This window comes from Coleofasciculus sp. F4-SAH-05, from assembly GCF_040222985.1.
In the GTDB taxonomy this organism is placed as follows: Bacteria; Cyanobacteriota; Cyanobacteriia; order Cyanobacteriales; family Coleofasciculaceae; genus Coleofasciculus; species Coleofasciculus chthonoplastes.
Genome location: NZ_JAVKBY010000164.1, coordinates 1 through 21,133 on the forward strand (window position 1 = coordinate 1; position 21,133 = coordinate 21,133).

Here is a 21,133-nt window from a genome sequence, read left to right on the forward strand (position 1 = left end):
CTTAAGCTTGAATTCGTAGGTTAGACTAAACAACTTGCATCACCTCCTTTCCGTATTATACACACTTTTGACAAAACATCAGAACGATTTATCAAAAGCCGTCCGACAAGGACGGGGCTTGTGACCCAAGTCTTCGGTCAAATCTACTGTGAAGTTTTCATGAAGATACGACAGGCTGTTTATGAAGAGTCTGTAAAGAGTCTATTTTTGGGTAGACAGTAGTTGATTAAATTGAGTAGTTTTACTACAGACAGAGAAAAATATACTTACAGGGTTCAGTCTAGCGATTAAATTTGTCACAAGTCCCTCGACTTGAAACATGATCTAAGCCAACTCGGTGACACTGTTTAGTTCGCATCATTGTTCATGGATTATGAGTTTTAATCCGAGTTTGATGATGTATTAACACGGTGACGCCCTGTATAGAATCCCCTGACCTAGATAAACGTTGAGTTTCACGTTCTGGGCGAGGGATAGATTCAATCTGGCAAAAAACGGGTGCATTCTAAATTTATGACTACCATTATAGTTACAAGCGCTGCTGACAGTGGGGCGGGTTCTCTGAGAGCTGCGATCGCGCAAGCCCAGGCAGGGGATACGATTCAATTTGCATCGAGTTTAGCGAATAAGACCATTACCCTCACCAGTGGTCAGCTAGAAGTTGATAAAGACTTGACAATTGACGGTAAAAATGTTCCGGGTATAACCATTAGTGGGAATAATACCTCCCGTGTTCTTTTTGTTCAAGGAGATCCACCCTGGGAACCTGTAGAGGTTACGTTTAAGCATCTGACTATCGCGGATGGGAAGACGACACAGAAGGGTGAAGATGGTGCAGGGGCCGGACTTTGGACATTTAGCAACACTAAGTTAACCCTAGAAAATACCACCTTTAAGAATAATCATGCCAATGGTGAAGGTGGGGGGGCGATTTATGCAGGTTTTCGCAGTAGTAATATTATCATTAACAGTACATTTGAGGGCAATAGCACTGAAGGGAATAGCCTGACGGGTAAGAGTGAGCGAGGTGGTGGTGCGATCGCGGTTAAAAGTGAAAGCTCACTTACCGTCAGAGATAGTCAGTTTACCAAAAATACTGGAATTAACGGTGGTGCGATTAACACAGTCTTGGGCGGGTTAATTGTAGAAAACTCCACCTTCACTAATAATGACTCGACTCCCGGCGGTTCAATAGGACCCCATACCTTTGGTTACGGTGGTGCCATTTATACTGATGGTGCTTCAGCAACCAGTGATAGCAGTACCTCTGGCAAAATTGAGATTCGCAACAGTCGATTTGAGGGCAATAAAGGCGCCGGACAAGGAGGAGGGCTGCTGTTATTTGGGTACGAAGGCGACGAGGTGATTGTCGAAAATAGCACGATTATCGATAATCAGGTGATTGAATCTATCAACGGTGATTCTCTCGGCGGCGGCTTGCGACACGGGAATAGCAAATTGACAGTGCGTAACACTACGTTTGCCAATAATCGGGCGTTAGTTCAAGGCGGGGGTTTGTGGGTAGGAGAACAATCCCCAGTCACCATTGAAAACAGTACCTTTTACGAGAATAAAGCCGAGTCAACCGATGGTAAGAACGGTTTGGGGGGAGCAATTCTTTTAGCGAATGGTTCTCAACCCACGATGATTACCAATACCACTGTTGCCAATAATTATGCTGGGTTTCAAGGCGCTGGATTCTGGGGAGGTGGACGTAATGTTACGCTCCAAAATAGCCTGGTTGCAGATAACTTAGCGAATAATGGCGGTAATGCTTGGGATATTTTCCATCACACCGGTACAGTATTTAACGATGGGGGCGGTAACTTTCAGTCCAATTATCCCAATCCAGAGGATACGAAAGTAACCGATGGGGTGACGCTGGTTGATCCTCAACTGGGTGCGTTTACCGATAATGGAGGTACGGTACAAATCGCCCCCAAACCAGGTAATCCATTAGTGACAGGGGGGGCTTTAGTGAGCCGTTCTCCAGATACCGCTCCCACAGCGCCAAGCGACTTAAGCCTGACAGCCGTTTCAGCTACAGAAATTGAATTGACCTGGGCGGATAATAGTCAGGATGAAACCGGATTTAAGATTGAGCGATCGCGCGACCAAGAAAATTGGACGGTAGTAGCTACCACAGGGGCTGATATTACCCGTTACCGAGATACCGACTTAACGGCTAATACATCATATTACTATCGCATTAGGGCAATTAACGACAGTGGAGACTCGTCAGCTACATTCGCCCAGGGAACCACCGATAGCATAACCCCCCCTGTACCTAGCCCTCCACCTATCCAGGAACCCGCACTAAATCGCACATCTGAAGATGTTTTCTTCGTGGAAGGGAACTCAGATAGGGTTCAACTTCAATTTAATTTAACCGGACGTGACACGGATGGGGTGAATGAAGTTGGCATTTTTTTGGTGGATGATGAGTCAGGTTATATTAACGGTATTGCGCCTGGGGAAGCGGGGTATCTGGACGCCGCCCTCAGCCAATCCCAGGTTGTTTTCTCTGTGCTTCCGGGGAATCAGTTTCCGGATTTAAGCTTTACCCGTCAATTTGGCATAGATGGGGATCAGGACTTTGGGTTTTACCTGATCAAAGATAGTACCACGGATATGGTACGGGCTGATTTAGCGGCTGGAGGGACTCCGGATAATGTATTTTTTGGCTTAACTTCTGCTAATGGGGATCAGTTTGACCCTCTACAGGTATCGGAACTGGGTGATAATAGTTATCACCTGGCGTGGGACGATGGAAACGATGGGGACTTTGATGACCTCATATTCACTGTTCAACTGGCGGAGAGTGAGCCAGGAGTCGGAACCCAGTTACAAGGAGGACAAGAAACAGAACTCATTGACTTACGGGATCAGGTAACGGGTATGATTCCGACTGTGTTTGGGGTTAATAGTGACGCGGAGTATGACAATGACTTTGGATTTTATGTCATTGATGACTCGGATGGTCGGATTGGGGGTTTGCTACCGGGTGACTCCGGTTATGCTGAGGCGGCGGTGAGTCAGGGGTTGGACACAAACGCGGGACTCCCGGCTGGGACGTTAGTTGCCCCATTTATTATCGGCGATGGCACTGTAGAGGAGTTTTTGGCAGAGAATCCCGCTAATCAGAGTAGTGAAGACGTGATGGCTTATTTTGCCTTTATCGGGGCTAACCCAGATGGGGTAGACCACGTCCGCCTTTTGGGGGATAATACCTTTGGGTTTGAGGATAAATTTGGTGGAGGCGATCGCGATTATAATGATATGGTAGTTCAGGTGACTTTTATTTAGGGAGTTCCAAATAGGAGGGTGAAGGGGCGAGTCCCTGAATAATCGTTAGGAAATAAGCGATTATTTTTATTGAACCATTCTACCCTCTATACGAACATAAAGACCTAGTATCATTGCCCAAGAATTGTTCAAATGTAACCATGAAACTAAGTCTTTTGTCATACATCAATCTATCATGAAGAATAGCAATTTAAAAAGAATCGATCTTTTACAAGTATATCGAGGTTTAGCAGCAATTCTAGTATTGTTTTTTCATGGAAGCGTAATATTATCTCAGCAATTTAATCAACAAGAATTTTTTTTTAACATTGGTGGAGTCGGTTGGATAGGGGTAGATTTTTTCTTTGTTTTAAGTGGATTTATTATATATTATGTTCACCAAAATGACATCGGTCATCCGAATAAGATAAAGTCCTATATTTTGAAGCGTTTTATACGTGTATATCCTTTATATTGGACTATTTTAATATGCAAAATTGTGGCATTATTTTTTATAAATTACGGGAATAGCACTTATGATTTAAGTTTTTTGAGCTCACTTAAGAATATTTCACTTTATCCTCAGAAAGAGCGACTGCTAAATGTGAGTTGGACTTTGAGTTGCGAAGTTTTCTTTTATATTATTTTTGGCATATTAATAGTTGTAGGATATAAACGTTTTTTACCATTATTTATATTGTGGACAACAGGTATTTTGATTAATTCGGTTTGGTTTATAGAAAGCTTTCAAGGTATACCAATATTGAATTTGATATTCAATACAATTAATTTAGAATTTTTACTAGGGGGATTAATTGCTTATATCATATCAACCCAAAAAATAACTTTTAAACGAGGTTTATTTTTCAATTACTTAGCGACGTTCCTCTTGGCATTATTTTTGACCATGTATCAAAGCCAGGTAATAGATGACGGGACTGGAATAATGTGGGCTTTTGCTTTTGCTTTACTGATTCTTGGTTCTGCCGCTGTTGAAATAAACAAAACTATTAAAATTCCTGTATTCTTGGTTTATATCGGAAATGCTTCATATTCTATTTATTTGACACATGGTTTTTTTGTAAGTAATATTGCCAAGGTCATGACCAAATTAAATTCAAGTGTAGTCACGTCACCTCCTCTAGTCATCAATGCGGTGGCTCTGATGATTTTCACGTTAACGATAGGATTAGGATGTTTGGTCTACTCTTATATTGAAAAACCATTGATTACACTATTAAGAGCGCAATTGCTGCCTCGTAAGCTAACGTAGGTTCTTGATACAATTCTGATCAAGGGGCGAGTATAGCGCTCTATTGTCACTCTGGGAACAGAACTATCAAAGCTGATTGCTGAAAGCCTTTGCTGTCAAGCATTTGGGCATTGAGAAACTGATAGAAACTCATGAAATAGGGGCAAATTGTCAAACTCTCTCAGAGTAAGGGTTTTAGGCTTCGCCTTTCCGAAAGTGACAAGAGAGCGATATAGGGCGACCCGATAAATTTGAGTACACTCCGGTGGATAATCAATGCAAGCGGGTTTCCCCTCAAGGAAGACTATAGGTGTTTTCTTTTTGCATAAGGGATGCGCGACTCGTCCATGGGGACTAAGATTTAAGATTAGGAATGTCCTTATTTTTTTTGACCAAGAGGTATTTGATGAAAATCCTAGTATCTGCTTATGCTTGTGAACCGGGCTGCGGCTCTGAGGAAGGAGCTGGCTGGAATGCAATCTCGGCACTAGCTAAATCCTATGAAACTTGGGTACTAACGCGAACCATTTTCCAGTCAGCGATTGAGGCAGAACTTTCCCGCCATCCAATTCCTAGTCTGCACTTTATTTACTTTGATCCCTTTGGTTGGACAGAAGACTGGAGAGGACAGCAAGGAGTCGTCCAACTTCACTACTACCTTTGGCAGATTCAAGCCTATTTTAAAGCACGTCCGCTGCATCAGCAGATGGGTTTTGATATAGTGCATCACGTTACCTACGGCAAGTTTTGGTCTCCAAGTTTTCTCGCCTTGTTGCCTATTCCTTTTATTTGGGGACCAGTAGGAGGTGGCGAACAGGCTCCTAAGTCGTTCTGGGCTGATTTTAGTCTACGGGGAAAAGTTTACGAAATTCTGCGAGACCTAGCTCAACGTCTGGGAGAGCAAGATCCATTTACTCGCATTACCGCGAGACGGAGTGTCTCAGCCTTAGCGACAACAGAAGAAAGTCTCCAGCGATTGGCGAAGCTAGGGGCTAAAAACGTGCAGGTGTTTCCCCAAACGGGTTTACCGAAGCTAGAGATTGATCGTCTGGCACAGTACAGAATTCCTGAAAATTCTTCTATAAAATTTATCAGCATGGGCAGGCTTTTGCATTGGAAAGGCTATCATTTGGCAGTGCGTGCCTTGTCTAGGGCAAAGCTTCCGGGTGTTGAGTACTGGTTGCTGGGGGATGGACCTGAACGGGAGCGGTTGCAAGCTTTGGCTGAAGCGTTAGGGGTTAAGTCTCAAGTTAAGTTTTGGGGCAATTTACCTCGTGAGCAATCTCTGAGTAAGTTGGGCGAGTGCCATGTGTTGCTTCACCCCAGTCTGCATGATTCTGGTGGATTAACGTGCCTAGAAGGAATGGCAGCAGGTCGTCCAGTCATCTGTTTGGATTTGGGTGGACCAGCGACCCAGGTTACACAGGAGACAGGGATTAAAGTCCCGGCGTCTGATCCGGAGCAGGCGGTGCAGGGATTGGCGGAGGCGATGACTCGCTTGGCAGATGACTCAGAGTTACGAGTTCGTCTGGGACGGGCAAGTCAAAAGCGAGTGCAGGAGGTTTATGATTGGGATGTTAAGGGAGAAGTGTGGGCTCAGCTTTACAAAGAAGTTTTGGCGCAAAAGCACCAAGCCGTTTAAAGCTGAAACCTTTTGAAATAGCTTGAAAGATTTAGTCTATATTTATGAAGCTTAAGCTGAAGCTGACAACTCTTGGTGTTGAACTAGCTCAAGCGGATAGATTCCCAGATGGATGTCCTCTGCTCAAAGCATGGCGTGGTGTATATTCTCCCCAATTTAACCAGGTTATACAAGAGACGTTTGAATTTGTTGAGGATGAAAACGCTGATGGGTTTCTGCTGCCATCAAATGCTTCATTCTATCACCCCAAGCGACTCAAAGAGATTGGCATGATGGTTACCAAGCAGGGATTACCATCAATTGGTTTTGATATCAGCCACGAACGACGAAAACCTGGATGGCTTGACTATATTATCCGGTTTTCTTGGTATCGTTCATTACAGGAGCCAAGGGTGATTATTAGTCCAGCGTTCCTCGGTGGGGATGGGTTTGATCTGATGGCAGAATTGGGTATTCGCGACTGGCAACCTAGGGAAAAGGAACCCTTACCCAGTGTCAGTTTTTGTGGTCGAGAAGGGGGAACAATGGGACTTAGGATTTGGAAGATGATGCCTAAAAGCCTAACTCGTCATATGGCAGCTAATTTTTTCTGTGCGACAACTCGTGGGATTCGCATGACCTGTTGTTATCCACTGCGAGTTGACGCTATGCAGGTTTTGGCACGAGATTCTCGGATTAAGACTGATTTTCTAGGGCGGGGAACAACAAGATTACAACCCACTGTACAGGGGAATAGGCGTCACCAATTCCTGGATAACTTGCAGCGTAATGCTTATGCTCTTTGCGTTCGGGGGGCGGATAATTATAGTTGGCGATTCTATGAAGCCCTGTCTCTGGGGAAGATTCCGATATTAATAGATACAGATTGTATGTTGCCCTTGGAGGACGAGATATCGTGGGAGCAGTTTATTGTCCGGGTTCCGTCTACCCGTTTGCAGGAGTTACCAGATCGGTTGTGGGAATGGCATTCTCAGTTTTCTGCATCGGAATTTTGCGATTTGCAGCGACAGTTACGTTTACTTTTTGAGCAGTTGACGCCAGCGCAGTTTTATCCAGAGATATTTGGGAAAATTTTGAAAGGACGTGACAGGATATGTAGGGGTATGTAGGGGCGAGTCGTTGAGCATTGGTGTCAGTCAACTTAAGGTCGAAAACCAATGCGGGCAAGGTTTTCAGCTATGTCTATCTACGGCTCAAAATTTCCCCCTCATCCCCTAACCCCTTCTCCACCCCCCTCGTTCCCCCCTACAAGAGGGGGGAGGACAGAGGATGCTTCGCTTTTGTTGCACGGGAGAAGGGGAACCGGATTTTCTTGCTCCCCTCTCCCCGGCGTGGGAGAGGGGCTGGGGGTGAGGGGTTGAGCTTAAGTTGACACGGATGGTCACTGAGCCAATGTGACGGTGTGAGAATTAATGTGTCTCGACTCGCCCCAGTCTAAATGTACGCGGTGTGAGATAATTACTGATACTTGATGCAGGGCGACCACGAAAAGATTTATAGGTTGGTTGTATTGATTTTGTTCGGCGGGTTGCCCCTACGATGGTTCAAAGCAAAATGGGTCACTTCCACCAGGAACTTAGCAGCAGCTTCTGGATTATGCTGGGCGATAAACTGCTGCGATCGTTGACCCATGGACAAAATTAAATCTGGATTATCGATAAAATATCTCATGCGTTCAGCTAATTCTTCAGGATTATAAGGGTCAAAAATATAACCATTTTCTCCGTCAACGATTAGTTCCGAAGAACCTGCCCATTTAGAACACAAAATGGCTTTGCTAAATGCCATCGCTTCCAGCAAAACCACTCCCCAGATATCTTCTAAAGTGGGAAAAACAAAAACATCGGCTGTGCGGAAATATGCCCCTAATTTATCATAGTTTCCCCAACCCGCCCAGTTTACACAATCAGTCAAACCCTGGTTTTGACTATAGGCTTCCAATTCTTCTCGTTGTTCTCCATCGCCTACGATAAGCAAGGTATATTGCTGATAGCCTTGCTGCTTGAGAATAGCACAAGCTTTTAATAGAAACTGTAACCCTTTTCGGTGAAGGAGTTTTCCGACAAATAAGAAAATTGGACGTGGCAAATGAGATTCATTGTTTACTTCTTCTTCTTCTTGCTGTCCTAATAAGGTTTTTACATCCGGTACTTGGTAGGGTCGAGCAAAAACTTGATGTGCTTCAGCACCTAGGATTTTGGTCAGATAATTTTTACCTCCACTCGTATTCGTGATATAGGCATCTGCGAAACGAGCCATTATACTTCGCAGGATTAAACGCGGTCTGGAATTGATATAATCTATGGTTGGTGAACTGCCATCGTAAACAATGACTACTTTCCATTGACCTAAGGGTTTAAATAGCAAGGTAAGGAGTGTCCAGAGGGAGAAACCACTGACAAAAATGACTTGGGGTCGAAACTTGAGCAGATAACCAATAATCTTAGGCGATACGTGTATCAAGCCAGGACTGTAACCAATACCTTGACGGCTAGGTTTAAACTCCGTTTTGCCCACAACTTCAACAGTAAATACTCCTTCTAAACCCGGAACAAATCCTTCCCAAAACCCTGTATAAACGGTGGTTTGTGGAAAGGTTTTGGTAAATTCTTTGAATAGTGGCTGCCAGTAATTTTGTCGCTCCATTGAAGGAAGCAGCCAAGCGATAGGGATAGAATTCTGCACATTCACTTTACTGACCTCTATAAGGATGATCTACATAGTTGCTTATTGATTATATGTTTCGATATCACGTCTGTGATATCGCCAGTTGTTAAATAGTCTGGCACTCATGTAGGCAAGATTTCTTAACGGGAGCCAGAGCGGAAAACTGACAATCTTAAATTCAATTGGATAGTTATATTTTCTTAAATAAGGTTCTGCGATTAATTCATAGATGAACCGATTAAGCTTGGTCATCTTAGCTAAATACTTTTTCGTATTTGTTGGCTTGATTTCACTAATCTTCCGGATAAATAATTTTTTTTGAGTCTTTAATGCTGTAGTTTGGCTAGTTATTGGATTGCTGTTATCGGTCACAAATTTTTCGTAGTCTATGTTTAAAAATACACAAAGTTTTTTTAATTCTGCGGCAGGATCACTTAATAAGTCTTCATAGCGCAGTTCACAAAAATCGATATCATTAATTTCTTCAATACGTCTGAGTCCGTCAATCCAGTAAAGCGCATTGGTTACGACGCCTTTAGGACCAAATTTGATGACACCCTTCTGATGGATTTCTTTATAGGATAAAGACACATCTCTACCATCTCTGACAACGTGGACAATCTTAGCTTCAGGGAAAGTGTTAATAATTCTATCAATCCCAGCAATTAACACAGGGCGTTTGATTCCCCATTGTTGAGTTTCTAGTCCAACTTGTTGGAGATAAGCTTTATAGATAGTGGAATTTATATCAGCAAAGGTTTGGGGAGACTGTTCATGCAAACAAGTCAACAAATACTTTTCTGTCATCTCCCATCCATGATCTTCAGAGGTATTAATGAAAAGTTGGATAATTTTCCGGTAATCCTCGTCACTAAAATGTTGCTTGTTGTGATAGAAGGGGTACACCCTAGTAATAAAATCACTTTCTGGAGGAATATGAATTTGATTGCTACCGTTCAAAAGTCCCCTTAACAAGGTAGTGCCTGCTCTGCCTGAACTGACAATAAAAACAGGGGGTATGTTTTTAATTGATGTTTGAGTCATGTGGTAAATTACTCAATTGAGTAGATGCGATAGGACGATATTATAGTATAAAATGGGCATTATCTGTGGCTGTATTCAGCGTTTCTTTTTATTTATTCGCTTTAGCTAATAGTGAAACTAACCCTAACCGTACATAAGGGAGTAACCAATAGAACCACCATAACCAACCAGCATGACGTTGGCAAAATATTTTTGACTCTCTGGGGGGTAAACCCTTTTTATCAGTAACGGCTTGCCATCGCTGCTTCATGGTAAAGTTTGGATCATGCCAGGGGTGTCCTTGGGGTGGGTTCGTCTGACATTTTCCAGCATACCCTGGTGCTACCCAAACACTACACCCCTGACGGTGCGATCGCAAGCCATAGTCGGTGTCACCGATGCTATGACTGAAGGTGGGATCTAAGTTTCCCAGAATTTGAACAACGGCGCGGGGGATCAATACGCAGTTACCATTTAGGGTTTCTACTGGTTGGGGTTCTGTACTCGGTTCCACTAGACGATATTTAAAGGGATGCCACCACGTTTTTCGCACGACTCCCCCATAAGTAAGTTTACCTGTGTCTGGATGGTGAGTGGAACCAACGATAATAGCTTTTTCATACCCTTGTTTAGCTAGGTTGTGGGAGGTTTGCCAGAGGCAGGATAATGCTTCTGGGTAAAGGAGGGTATCATCGTTAAGCCAGAGGTAGTAGTCATAGTCATGTTGAAGTGCTTCAGCAAAGGCTTTGTGCATTCCCCGGTTCCAGTAGAGAGTCCCATCCCCTAGTAAGAGTTTTACTTGAGGATAAGTCTGCTGTACTGCCTCGGCTGTACCATCGGTGCTGCCATCATCGACTAGATAGACATCTAGGGTAAAATGGCTAGGGATTGCCTGGCTAAATAAAGCCTCTAGACAAGCCAAAGTCTTGGGTTTACGATTATGGCAGGTGATCAAGACAGCAGTGCGATCGCGAGTCATGGATTAACTTAAACTGTAATGTATGTGGTCATTAATTTGACCATAATTGTATCGGGGAGCTTTCCTTATTTAGGAATCGCGAATAAATGAACTCGCTTTTTAATTTCCTCTTGCGGATCAAAATCTATCGGTGCTTCCAATTCATCCCATTGAATCCAACAGTGATAACGACTAATATCAATCAAGTCCAAAATTTCTTGGACTGACGTATTTTGTCGCGAGAGAATTTCTGTATGTATTTCAATTTCCAGTTTGGGAGTGCTTTCTAAGATGTTTTTTGCGCCCTTAAGAACTTCAGCTTCGTACCCTTCAACATCTATTTTGAGCAAGGTTGGTTTGATATTTCTCTGTTGAGCGTAACTATCAAGGGATATCATCTCGACATCTTCTACTCCATAAATCAAGTTTTTGATCATCCCCCAAGAGATGGTATTTTTAGGCGTCACAGATGCATTAGATTTTCGGAACATCCTGACTTTTCCTTCAGAAGCACCTGTAGCTTTTTGTTCTATGGTCACATTATTTATGGAATTTAGTTCCATATTCTGTTTGGCAATCTGTGCATTATGATGGTTGATTTCAAAGCCAACAACTTGACCGGTATCACCTACCCATTTAGATAAAAGCAGGGTTGTCCAACCATGATGAGTCCCGCATTCAAAAATTACGTCTCCTGGTTCAATGAGTTTTTCTTTCAAAAATCCCATTTCTTGATTTAAATCACTATCAGGTGATGAGGCTGAAGGAATATACCATTCTTGACCATCTAAATCACCAATTATAAAATTAAATGATAGTCCATCACAAGTTTTATTTATTTGATAAGGCTTAAATGTTTTATCTTTAAACAATTTTTTTAATTGTCTTGAATAAGCCTGAAATGTTTTGGTAGACATATTTTTGTTCTTGTAAGTCAATGTTTATTGCTAAATACAGCAGTGCGATCGCGAGTCATGGGTTGATCTAGCTTCAGGATTCCTTTATTATCTCTCACCAATCGTTAAATAGCTGCCGTAAACGGCAAGAATCGGTAATCTTTCGCCTAAGATACGAGTCATTTTACCACTTCCCATGAGTTGAACATTCACGAAACCCACTGATTCTAATTGCTGTTTCAAGTCGCTAGGATAATGCTGTGAGACATGAGCGCCACCTAAAACACTTCCCCCTGTCAGCTTTAGACGCAGGTAGTTAGGATTAGGTGTTGTTAGCAGTAGTCTACCACCGGCTCTAATGATTCGATAGAATTCTTGTAAGGTTTTAATCACTTCATCTGGATAAATATGCTCAATAAACTCTCCGGAAACGACAACATCAAATGATGAATCTACTGCATCTATGTTTGTTGAGTATGAGCATATTGTACTGGAATAAATTTCTTTTGGGATCTTAGCTAAACGGCTATCAACACAATCTAAACCCACAAGTTGCAGATGCGGATTTAACTCCTTGAGAATCCTTCCACCTCTACCCGTGTTACATCCAACGTCAAGAACTGTTTTTACTTGCTCAGGAAAGTGGCGAAAAAACTGCCTGTATCTTTCTAAAGTGAATGGATCAGTTTCACTTACTTCTTGCGCTATGTTAATTTCTTTGTAGTTTTTCATAATTTCATCCCTGATAATGTCTCATGATTTGGATTATTTTTACGGATAACCCAAGCGCAACCTTTTAAGTTGGCTCCGAATACCTAGTGCAGAACGGGTTACTTTGAGCATAAGTTTGACAATAGCTAGCCAAAAGCCCAGTTCTCCAATATGTTCTTTAAGCAATTCTTGATTTGAGGTAAGCACCTGATATTGGGCTTGAATATGCCTCAGTCGTGAGCTTGTTGTTGAAAGTCCCGCATTTGTCTTACGGTAATTGATGCCAACAATGCCAGAATGCTTCCATTGATTAGGACAGGCGGCTAAGCGGATTTGTAAGTCCCAATCTTCGTACAGATTCCTACCATGTTGCATTCCACCTGCCTTTATGTAAAGTTCTTTAGGGATAAGCAGATCTCGAAGAGGTGAACCAGACCCATTTGCTAACCATCGCAATCTTTGCTTGATATCCAAATTAGCCAAATCTGAATTATCCCGATACAAAATCGATTCATCTTCACCACGAACTAACTGAACATCCGAATAAGCTATAGTTTCCATGCTACCTTGTAGCGCTAAAAACTCCTTTTCTATTTTTTGTGGCGTGTACCAGTCATCACCATCGAGGGTCGTAATTAGCTCACTTTGAGCCGCACGAATCGCTAAATCCCTATTTGCGGCAACTCCCAGATTTTGTTCTCTGAAAATCGGCTTAATTTGGGAATATTTATGAGCTAGGGATGTAATGAGTTCTCTTGATCCATCTGTAGACCCATCATCTGCTACTATAAGTTCAGTAACTGGCATTGTCTGATTAACCACGCTCATTATAGCTTTCTGCAAAAACTTCTCTTTATTGTAGTTGACAATAATACAGCTAATAGTGGTCATGCTTTAGCTACCGTAAATCTATGTAGTATATATTTATTTTGCTTTGATGATAGATTATAGCATAAAGGGTCAGTGTATCAAATATGGCTTTTTGTGAACATTTATATACTTTTGTGAACATATACTTAGATTTGAACAATGTGTAGCCCATCGAAACGCAAGTTCAAAAATTAAACATTTTCCATTCCCTTAAAATTACTGAAACACACCATTCCGGCAGAATAGTAATAGGCTAAATCAACTAACTCTTTAATTGAAATGATCCAGATCAAGGAAACTTTACATATTTTCTTCAAAAATCCTCTGACCACCTATCTGCGCTTTTTAATAAATTGGCTAAAAAATCAATTTACATTTAAAGAATTCAAGCAAGGATACTTATCCATCGTTTTAGATTCAGAACTAGAACCTAATGTTCGTATAGACAGCGAGGTATTAGTCATCGAATCCTCTATTGGCTCCTTTTCTTATGTATGCGGCAAAACGTTGATCACTAAGACTTCTATGGGAAAATTTTGTAGTATTGGTCCCCGTTGCCTGTTTGGTTGGGGGATACATCCTTCTAAAGATTTCGTTTCTAGCCATCCTATTTTCTACTCAACGAAAAAACAAGCCGGTATCACTTTTGCCGATCAAGATTATATAGAAGAAAGGAAACCGATCACAGTTGGTAATGATGTTTGGATTGGCGCTAATGTCATCGTTTTAGATGGTGTAACCATTGGGAATGGAGCCATTGTCGCCACTGGAGCTGTTGTGACTAAAGATATTCCCCCTTATGCTATCTATGGTGGTGTTCCTGCCAAGCTTATCCGTTATCGATTTGAGCAAGAAATAATTGACCGTTTGATGGATTTTCAGTGGTGGAACAAAGATCAAGAATGGCTGAAAAATAACTTCAAACTTTTTCATAATATTAATGAATTGATTAATTATATAGATAAAATTAATATTCCACATACATCAGATAATCGTACTCAAGTTAAATAATTTAACTCATAACGTGTATCATTCAGAACTAGATAGCCTGTTCATCCCTAAAAATGTACCTCACGAAAGCGATAACCGCTATACTTCAGGATGCAGGGCAAAATTTTTCATGCCTTGGCGATCGCAGATGGGTAAAGTAGGGTATCATCTAGACATCTAGAGCGATCTCAACAGGAAGTAACTGGTTGAGTGATGTCCATAGACAAACCAAGGTGTTTGGCTTATGGTTATGGCAGGTTAAGAGGACGGCAGTGGGTTCAAAAGTGTAATTATGTCTCGTATTAGTTGTATAATTGTTAGCTACAATAAAGGTAAATTTTTGAAGGATGCTATAATTAGTGTACTTAACCAGACAGTGCCCGTAGCTGAAATTATTGTCGCCGATGATGGTTCAACTGATGGATCTAGAAATTTAATAACGTCCCTTGCTCAAGAGTACTGCCAGATTAAACCAATTTTCAGAGAAAAGAATCTTGGGGTAGCCGCCAACAGAGACCTAGCTATCAGAGAAGCCAATGGTGAGTTATTGACAACCCTTGATGGGGATGACTGGTACTCTCCTCAAAAAATCGAGAAGGAGTTTATCACTATACAAAATAAGCCTAGCGCAATAGCTTATTCAGATGTTCGGCTAGTAAACCAGGAAGGGAAGCTAATTGACGATTGGGATATTTCCAGATTTTCTAAATTTGATACCGTCCAAAGATTGCACTGGTTGTCCCATCGCTTAGGACCAATTCCTAGAGATATGCTTTTACCCAAAAAACTCTACTTAGATGTTTTAGGTATGCGTCATAATATTCCCATATACGAAGATTGGGACTTTAAGATTCGCTTAGCAGCCTGTCCTAATCAATGGATACACTCTGGCATTGCTGGAATCAATTACCGTAAGACTAAATCTGGACTATCGCAAAGTAATTTGCTAATACATACTAAATGTCAATATCAGGTACTAATGTTGAATCAAAAGTTGCTCAAAAATCATATTGGTGCTAAAGGGTTTTGGTTAGCTATTGCCAAAGTTATTTTAAAAGGAGGACGTTCTGTAGCTAGAAAGATTATTCTTCCAGAGAAGGTGGATAGAACTATTAAATCCACTAAAAAATCTTAACAAGAGACTAGATTCAATCATAGGTAATTTTAGATGATTAGTTCGACCCCAGACATAAAACCCTTGTTTATTTTTTCAATGCCGCGTTCCGGCTCAACTTTACTGCAGCGTCTTCTCGCCTCACATGAAAAGATCAGCACGGCCATGGAACCCTGGATATTGCTTCCTTATCTTTATACGCTTAAAGAGAAGGGAGTTTATAGTGAATATGGTCATTTTTTCTTGACACAAGCTGTTGATAGCTTCTGTGATGAGCTACCTAACGGTCAAGATGATTACTTCGCAGAAATGCGCTCATTTATCTTAAGACTTTACTCTAAAGTTGCTGATAAAAATGCCAAATATTTTTTAGATAAAACTCCTCGATACTATTTAATTGCAGAGGATATTTTTCGCCTTTTTCCTGAAGGAAAATTTGTATTCTTATGGCGAAATCCGTTAGCCATAGTCGCTTCCATACTAGATACCTGGGAACAGGGTAAGTGGAAGCTCTATAGACACAAAATAGATATATTTGATGGTCTGGTTAATCTAGTTAATGCTTATGAAAAATATGGAAACCAAGCTTACAGCTTACAATATGAAGCTCTAGTTTCTAATCCAATAGCTGAATTGCAGCAACTATTTGCCTACTTAGAACTGCCTTTTGATCCTGTATCTAACACACAACCCATTGAACTGGAAAATCAGTTGCTTGGAGATTCCACAGGAGTCAAGCAGTATAAATCGATTAGTAAGGAACCGATAAGTGAATGGAAGCTTACCATGACTAACTCTATTCGGAAGAGTTGGTGTCGTCAATATTTGCATTGGATTGGTAAAGAACGATTAGCAGTAATGGGTTATAGTTTGGATGAAATATTGACTGAACTTGCCACTATCCCTTTTAACTCGCACCTGATTCTAGAGGATCTCCTTCTCATACCTTATGGCGCTCTATATTGTGCTGTTGAACCTACATTGATAAAACATAAAATACAAATCTTACCTAACTTTCAGAAGTTACACACACACACGTAATTCTTGGAAAATTAAAGTTATGTAACTATGTTTGAATCGATGTCAAGTTTATTGTTATTAAAGGGTGTAACGATTGGTGATCGAGACATGGTAGATTGATTCTGGAAGCTACTCAATGTTTTGCCTTACATCAGCTATGTTGATATGCTGGTGTAATCATTCATTTTGTCAATCCTTTAATTCTTACAATAGCGGCATACAAGTTAAATGATCGGACGATTAGAGTCCCAACAAATTTTAACTCTTGAATGAAAAAGTTTATTAAAACAATCACGATTAAGTAAGTGATTATCGTTGCAATTGTTGCTCCCATTGCTCCATAAACTGGTATCAGGAAAAAGTTCAAAACCAAATTAATTATTGCGCCCATAGTTGTAAAAATAAGAGTAAATTTTAATTTCCTTTCTATGGTTAAAACAGTACTTCTTGCTACCCCAAAACAACTATTAAATTGAGACCACACATAAATCGATAACAGAGTTCCAGCAGGTGCAAAATCTGCTCCATAGAGAATCTGAACGATATAATGAGATAACAGTGAAACTGGAATAGCGCCAGCTAGCCATATCAGCGTTGATATGTCAAAATAAACCTGAAGTTTATCCCAATAATCTTCCTGACTTTTTTCCTTGAGTGCCGTTAATTTGGGTAAAATTGATGAGGCTAATACCATCGGGAAAAAATCTAGGAGTCGCGATATCTTAACCGCTGCGGCATAAAATCCCAATTCAGATTTATCTGGTAACATTGAACCTAGCATTAACTGATCGATATCAGCATAAATATAAATAGCTATTCCCGCACCAACTAGTAGCCACCCCTCTTGGAGCAATTCCTTAGCTCTTTTCCAGTTAGTTCGCCATGCTTGAATGTGATTTCCCTGGCTTTGATAAATGATAACTAGCCCGATTGAACCCAACACAACCTCCGCCAATCTCGCCCAAGCAAAAGCAATCAGGGGAGCTTGTAGATAAATTAATCCAACTCTAATCGCCGCCATAAACACATAGGCAGAATTCTTGGCAGCAACTGTATATTTTGACTGGATTTGGGACTGGAACCAGAAATCAATCGTATTAAATGCATTAAAAAGAGTTCCGGCGGCGATAATTCCCACTAACCAGTGAGTTAAGGCTTCATTGGGTTGTAGCCAATAAATTGTTACTACGGCTGTCAATAGAGTAATTAAGCCACCAGCGAATTGGAGCGCAAAAGTTGTACCAAGAGTTTCATTTTTACTGGTAGGAGTTCGAGCAATATCACGCACAACAAGAGTTTTCAACGCTTGCAGCGTTGCAAATCTAAACATCCCCACAAAAGTCATCGCGTAGGTGAGCGTGCCAAACTGGGTTGGTCCGAGATAGCGAGTCACCCAAACTCCCACCACTAAACTCAATCCAAGTTCTATCACTTTGCTAATGAAAAGCCACCCCATATTACTGAGGACTTGGCGTAAACCCGGACTAAGCTTTTGAATGAGTGAAGCGATTTTGTCGAGCATTAGAATTGCATTCCTGATTAAACTCTAGTGATTGAAGATAGACTTGTGCTGTGCGTACAACGATGACTCAGTTTAATCCGGATAGTTACGCCTCTCCTCAGTGGCGCTGATTTGAGGGGATGAAGAGGTTGACTCAAATGCTAAAGCGTTCTGAATATGGGCATCATCACTGGTATCTTCTGCTGCCACGTCCATCGTTAACCTTGCGGTCATCAAGACATAAAATGCCCAGCCACTAGAGATAGCAACTAAACTGGTTTCTGTATAATTTGTGATTATTAACCAAGTAAAAATAACTAATGGCAATCCAGCAGTGGAATCTTTCGTGCGAATTAAATGCAGTACTCCGTAATAAATATTCACTAACAATGACAGGCTAAATAAGCTTAATCCAATCCAGCCAAAATCTAAGCCCATATCTAAAAAACCATTGTGAGCATGCATTGCTTTAAAACCACTCGGAGTTCTGACGTTAAATGAAGGGTCATTCGGTCCTCGCCATTCCTGCCAAAACCCTCCATATCCATAGCCAAACAAAGGATACTTGTTAATAGCATCAACAACATGTGCCCAGATGTATGTGCGACCAGTTAAAGTCATATCCTTCCCCAGCTTTTCAACGATAATATACTCGGCATTCTCTGTAATCAAAATCACTAGGGACACGGCAATTGCCAGAAATACACCCATACAGGCAAAAGCAGTTCTTGGTGGTAAACGTTTAAGAAAGCGGAGAAATCCTAAGAGACATATCAATATAAATATTAATGCTTTCCCCATACCACTCCCAGCTTGTTGTACGAAAACAACGGCTAACATAGCTAAACTCATGAAGACCAACTTATACTTTCTGGATACATCGACTGACCATAAGTAAAGGATAATTGCGCTTACAGCCATTGTTGGACCCGCATAATTTTTATGCCCGAAATGTTCCATTCCATATACTAAAAAAAGAATAACAGCGATGCCATGATACCAAGTTAACATCGCAAGTAACTCTTTCCAAGTATACTGCTTACCAATATAAATTAATGCCAAGGTAACTCCTATATGAACGAGGCTTGCTTTTAATGTATAACCTGGAATGTTAGAAAATGAAAAAGACAAAAGCATTATCAGAATATAGCCGCAGAAAAATAAATTATTTTTGAGGAAAGACGAAACAATATAAACGGTATCCTTAAGGTTACTATTTAACCTTGGCGCTAATAAAACAAGACAAGCGATATAAGTCGCTAGAGTTATGCTAATAGTAGGCAACGTCGTATCTCTTAGAGTCAAAACCTGAGGATGAAATTTATTCATCAGTCCTAGTCCTAGGGTGACCTTGCCGATAATTAAGATAAGTAAGGTTGCACAAGCTTGTTCAAAGAGCTTAGACCATCGACTCTTGGAATTAATTAATTGAAACGCTACAACGAAATAGACTGACCCGACACAAAGGAGTAAGGTTAGAATCAGGGGATGTAAAAGTAGCTCTTTCATTTAATTTAATGACCTGTGATATATCAATATTTAGATTTTCAGGATCAAGGACACCTGAAGACTTTGACGCTACCGCTAGAAGTTGGATGAACACGGCTTTTCCTACTTGAGGCGGACTTGAGGCGGTATGTAACAATTAATTTTTTTGAACCAAGGGCAAAATATTAATTATACAGATAAAATTGTAGAGTATCTAGTTTCAGCGAAGATATCGCCTATGCGCTATGTACCTCGGCAACTGACCCCCCCAATCGGTGCAGCTATGTCCTTAGGGGTTTCCCTGACGCTCATCTGCTCTTGTTTTATTCCTATCAGCAGGGCGCAACTGCCAACCTTTGAAGAGCTACCGCCTCAACCCCCACCAGCTAGGTTGGCACAATCCCAAGCAGAGTATACCCTAGGCGGCGGCGATCGCATTCGTCTGGATATCTTAGAAGTCCCCCAATATAGCGGAGAGTATCAAATCCCGCCCGGAGGTTCACTCAACCTACCATTGGTTGGTAGTGTACGACTCGAGGGACTCACCGAACAACAAGCTGCACAGGCAATTTCTGCTCGATATCAAAGCGTTATCAAACGCCCCCTAGTCACCGTCATCCTGCTCAGTCCCCGTCCTTTGAATTTGTCAGTTTCTGGGGAAGTCAATCGTCCAGGCTCCTATACCCTATCCTTTACAGGTGGTGTCGGAAATGATCCAGGGGTACAATACCCCACTGTAACCCAAGCCATACAGCAAGCTGGGGGAGTCACCCTATCAGCTAATATTCGCAATGTCCAAGTTCGCCGACGCCAGCAATTTGGTTCAGGAGCCGTAACTACGGTTAATCTTTGGGAATTCATACAGACGGGAAATCAGCGTCAAAACGTACTCTTGCGTGATGGCGATACAGTCTTTGTCCCTATTTTAACGAATCTTAACTTAGCCGAAGCCCGACAAATTGCCACCAGTAGTCTTGCACCTGATCCCGAAGAACCCCTTACCGTTGCTGTGGTTGGCGAAGTGAACCGTCCAGGGACTTATACAATCGTTGGCGGAAATACGGGAACGACTCAAAGGAATGTTGGCTTACCGACGATTACCCGAGCAATTCAGATTGCTGGTGGGATTAAACCCATGGCTGACATTCGCCAAATCTCGATACGCCGAGTGACAAAAACGGGTGCAGACTATACGATTCCGATCAATTTGTGGCAACTCTTGCAACTGGGGGATTTTAACCAAGACACTGTGTTGCAGGAGGGAGATACAATTATCGTGCCAACGGCTACTGATGTGAGTCCAGCTGACGCTACTGAACTAGCCACCGCGAGTTTTTCCCCTGATACAATTCAAGTCAGTGTCGTCGGCGAAGTGACTCGACCTGGACTCGTAGAAATTCCCCCGAATACCCCCTTAAATCAAGCATTGCTAGCGGCTGGTGGATTTGAATTCACGCGAGCGCGGAAAAGTTCGGTGGAATTGATTCGTCTTAATCCAGATGGTACTGTTTCTAAACGGACGATACCGATTGACTTTGCTCAAGGTATTAACCAGGAAAGCAATCCCATTGTGCAGAATAATGACATCATTGTGGTTAATCGCTCTGGTGTCGCCAGGATTGCTGACACCCTCGAAACCCCTCTATCTCCCCTCAATGGTGTGTTTAACTTGTTCCGACTATTTGATTTATTAGGAATCTTTTTCTAGCTCACCTG

The 21,133-nt window shown here is 41.7% G+C and carries 16 protein-coding genes; 8 read left to right on the forward strand and 8 right to left on the reverse strand.

What is annotated here, in order from left to right:
* Nucleotides 1-513: 513 nt before the first annotated feature.
* The 4 genes from RIG27_RS19955 (at nt 514) to RIG27_RS19970 (ending at nt 7,288) form a co-directional block, all read left to right on the forward strand.
* The gene (locus tag RIG27_RS19955; RefSeq protein ID WP_446348024.1) at nt 514-3,306 is read left to right on the forward strand and encodes a DUF4114 domain-containing protein; all 2,793 of its coding nucleotides are present in this window, start codon (nt 514-516) and stop codon (nt 3,304-3,306) included.
* 175 nt (nt 3,307-3,481) lie between these two features.
* Complete coding sequence (locus tag RIG27_RS19960; protein WP_446348026.1) at nt 3,482-4,558, forward strand: acyltransferase family protein; 1,077 nt, start codon at nt 3,482-3,484, stop codon at nt 4,556-4,558.
* 385 nt (nt 4,559-4,943) lie between these two features.
* Entirely contained in the window at nt 4,944-6,179 is a 1,236-nt protein-coding gene (locus RIG27_RS19965; protein WP_446348028.1) for a glycosyltransferase family 4 protein, read from the forward strand.
* A 44-nt stretch (nt 6,180-6,223) separates the two neighbouring features.
* Complete coding sequence (locus tag RIG27_RS19970) at nt 6,224-7,288, forward strand: exostosin domain-containing protein (protein WP_446348030.1); 1,065 nt, start codon at nt 6,224-6,226, stop codon at nt 7,286-7,288.
* A 385-nt stretch (nt 7,289-7,673) separates the two neighbouring features.
* Here RIG27_RS19970 and RIG27_RS19975 read toward each other — a convergent pair whose 3' ends face one another.
* The 6 genes from RIG27_RS19975 to RIG27_RS20000 all read right to left on the reverse strand — a co-directional run bounded on the left by RIG27_RS19975 (nt 7,674) and on the right by RIG27_RS20000 (nt 13,325).
* Nucleotides 7,674-8,864, reverse strand: coding sequence for a glycosyltransferase (locus RIG27_RS19975; RefSeq protein ID WP_446348032.1), 1,191 nt, complete (start codon nt 8,862-8,864; stop codon nt 7,674-7,676).
* Between the two features lie 42 nt (nt 8,865-8,906).
* A complete protein-coding gene (locus tag RIG27_RS19980; RefSeq protein WP_446348033.1) occupies nt 8,907-9,890 on the reverse strand; it encodes a sulfotransferase family protein in 984 nt (327 codons plus the stop codon).
* Between the two features lie 88 nt (nt 9,891-9,978).
* A complete protein-coding gene (locus RIG27_RS19985; protein WP_446348034.1) occupies nt 9,979-10,848 on the reverse strand; it encodes a glycosyltransferase family 2 protein in 870 nt (289 codons plus the stop codon).
* Nucleotides 10,849-10,913: 65 nt separating this feature from the next.
* Nucleotides 10,914-11,744, reverse strand: coding sequence for an FkbM family methyltransferase (locus RIG27_RS19990; protein WP_446348035.1), 831 nt, complete (start codon nt 11,742-11,744; stop codon nt 10,914-10,916).
* A gap of 87 nt (nt 11,745-11,831) precedes the next feature.
* Nucleotides 11,832-12,455 carry a class I SAM-dependent methyltransferase gene (locus RIG27_RS19995; RefSeq protein WP_446348036.1) on the reverse strand — a complete coding sequence of 208 codons (624 nt, stop codon included), beginning with the start codon at nt 12,453-12,455 and terminating at the stop codon, nt 11,832-11,834.
* Between the two features lie 39 nt (nt 12,456-12,494).
* Nucleotides 12,495-13,325 (reverse strand): glycosyltransferase family 2 protein, encoded by an 831-nt coding sequence (locus RIG27_RS20000; protein WP_446348038.1) that lies wholly within the window; start codon nt 13,323-13,325, stop codon nt 12,495-12,497.
* 258 nt (nt 13,326-13,583) lie between these two features.
* Between RIG27_RS20000 and RIG27_RS20005 the strand changes: the two genes are divergently transcribed.
* From RIG27_RS20005 to RIG27_RS20015, 3 genes are all read left to right on the forward strand, one after another.
* Entirely contained in the window at nt 13,584-14,315 is a 732-nt protein-coding gene (locus tag RIG27_RS20005) for a CatB-related O-acetyltransferase (RefSeq protein ID WP_446348039.1), read from the forward strand.
* 271 nt (nt 14,316-14,586) lie between these two features.
* Entirely contained in the window at nt 14,587-15,429 is an 843-nt protein-coding gene (locus RIG27_RS20010) for a glycosyltransferase family 2 protein (protein WP_446348040.1), read from the forward strand.
* A gap of 33 nt (nt 15,430-15,462) precedes the next feature.
* Nucleotides 15,463-16,449 (forward strand): sulfotransferase family protein, encoded by a 987-nt coding sequence (locus RIG27_RS20015; RefSeq protein ID WP_446348041.1) that lies wholly within the window; start codon nt 15,463-15,465, stop codon nt 16,447-16,449.
* Nucleotides 16,450-16,609: 160 nt separating this feature from the next.
* Here RIG27_RS20015 and RIG27_RS20020 read toward each other — a convergent pair whose 3' ends face one another.
* Nucleotides 16,610-17,950 (reverse strand): flippase, encoded by a 1,341-nt coding sequence (locus RIG27_RS20020; RefSeq protein WP_446348042.1) that lies wholly within the window; start codon nt 17,948-17,950, stop codon nt 16,610-16,612.
* 72 nt (nt 17,951-18,022) lie between these two features.
* Nucleotides 18,023-19,258 carry an O-antigen ligase family protein gene (locus RIG27_RS20025; protein ID WP_446348044.1) on the reverse strand — a complete coding sequence of 412 codons (1,236 nt, stop codon included), beginning with the start codon at nt 19,256-19,258 and terminating at the stop codon, nt 18,023-18,025.
* Nucleotides 19,259-19,655: 397 nt separating this feature from the next.
* Here RIG27_RS20025 and RIG27_RS20030 point away from each other — a divergent pair, with 397 nt between their 5' ends.
* On the forward strand, nt 19,656-21,125 hold the full coding sequence (locus RIG27_RS20030; RefSeq protein ID WP_446348046.1) for an SLBB domain-containing protein: 1,470 nt from the start codon (nt 19,656-19,658) through the stop codon (nt 21,123-21,125).
* Nucleotides 21,126-21,133: the final 8 nt, after the last annotated feature.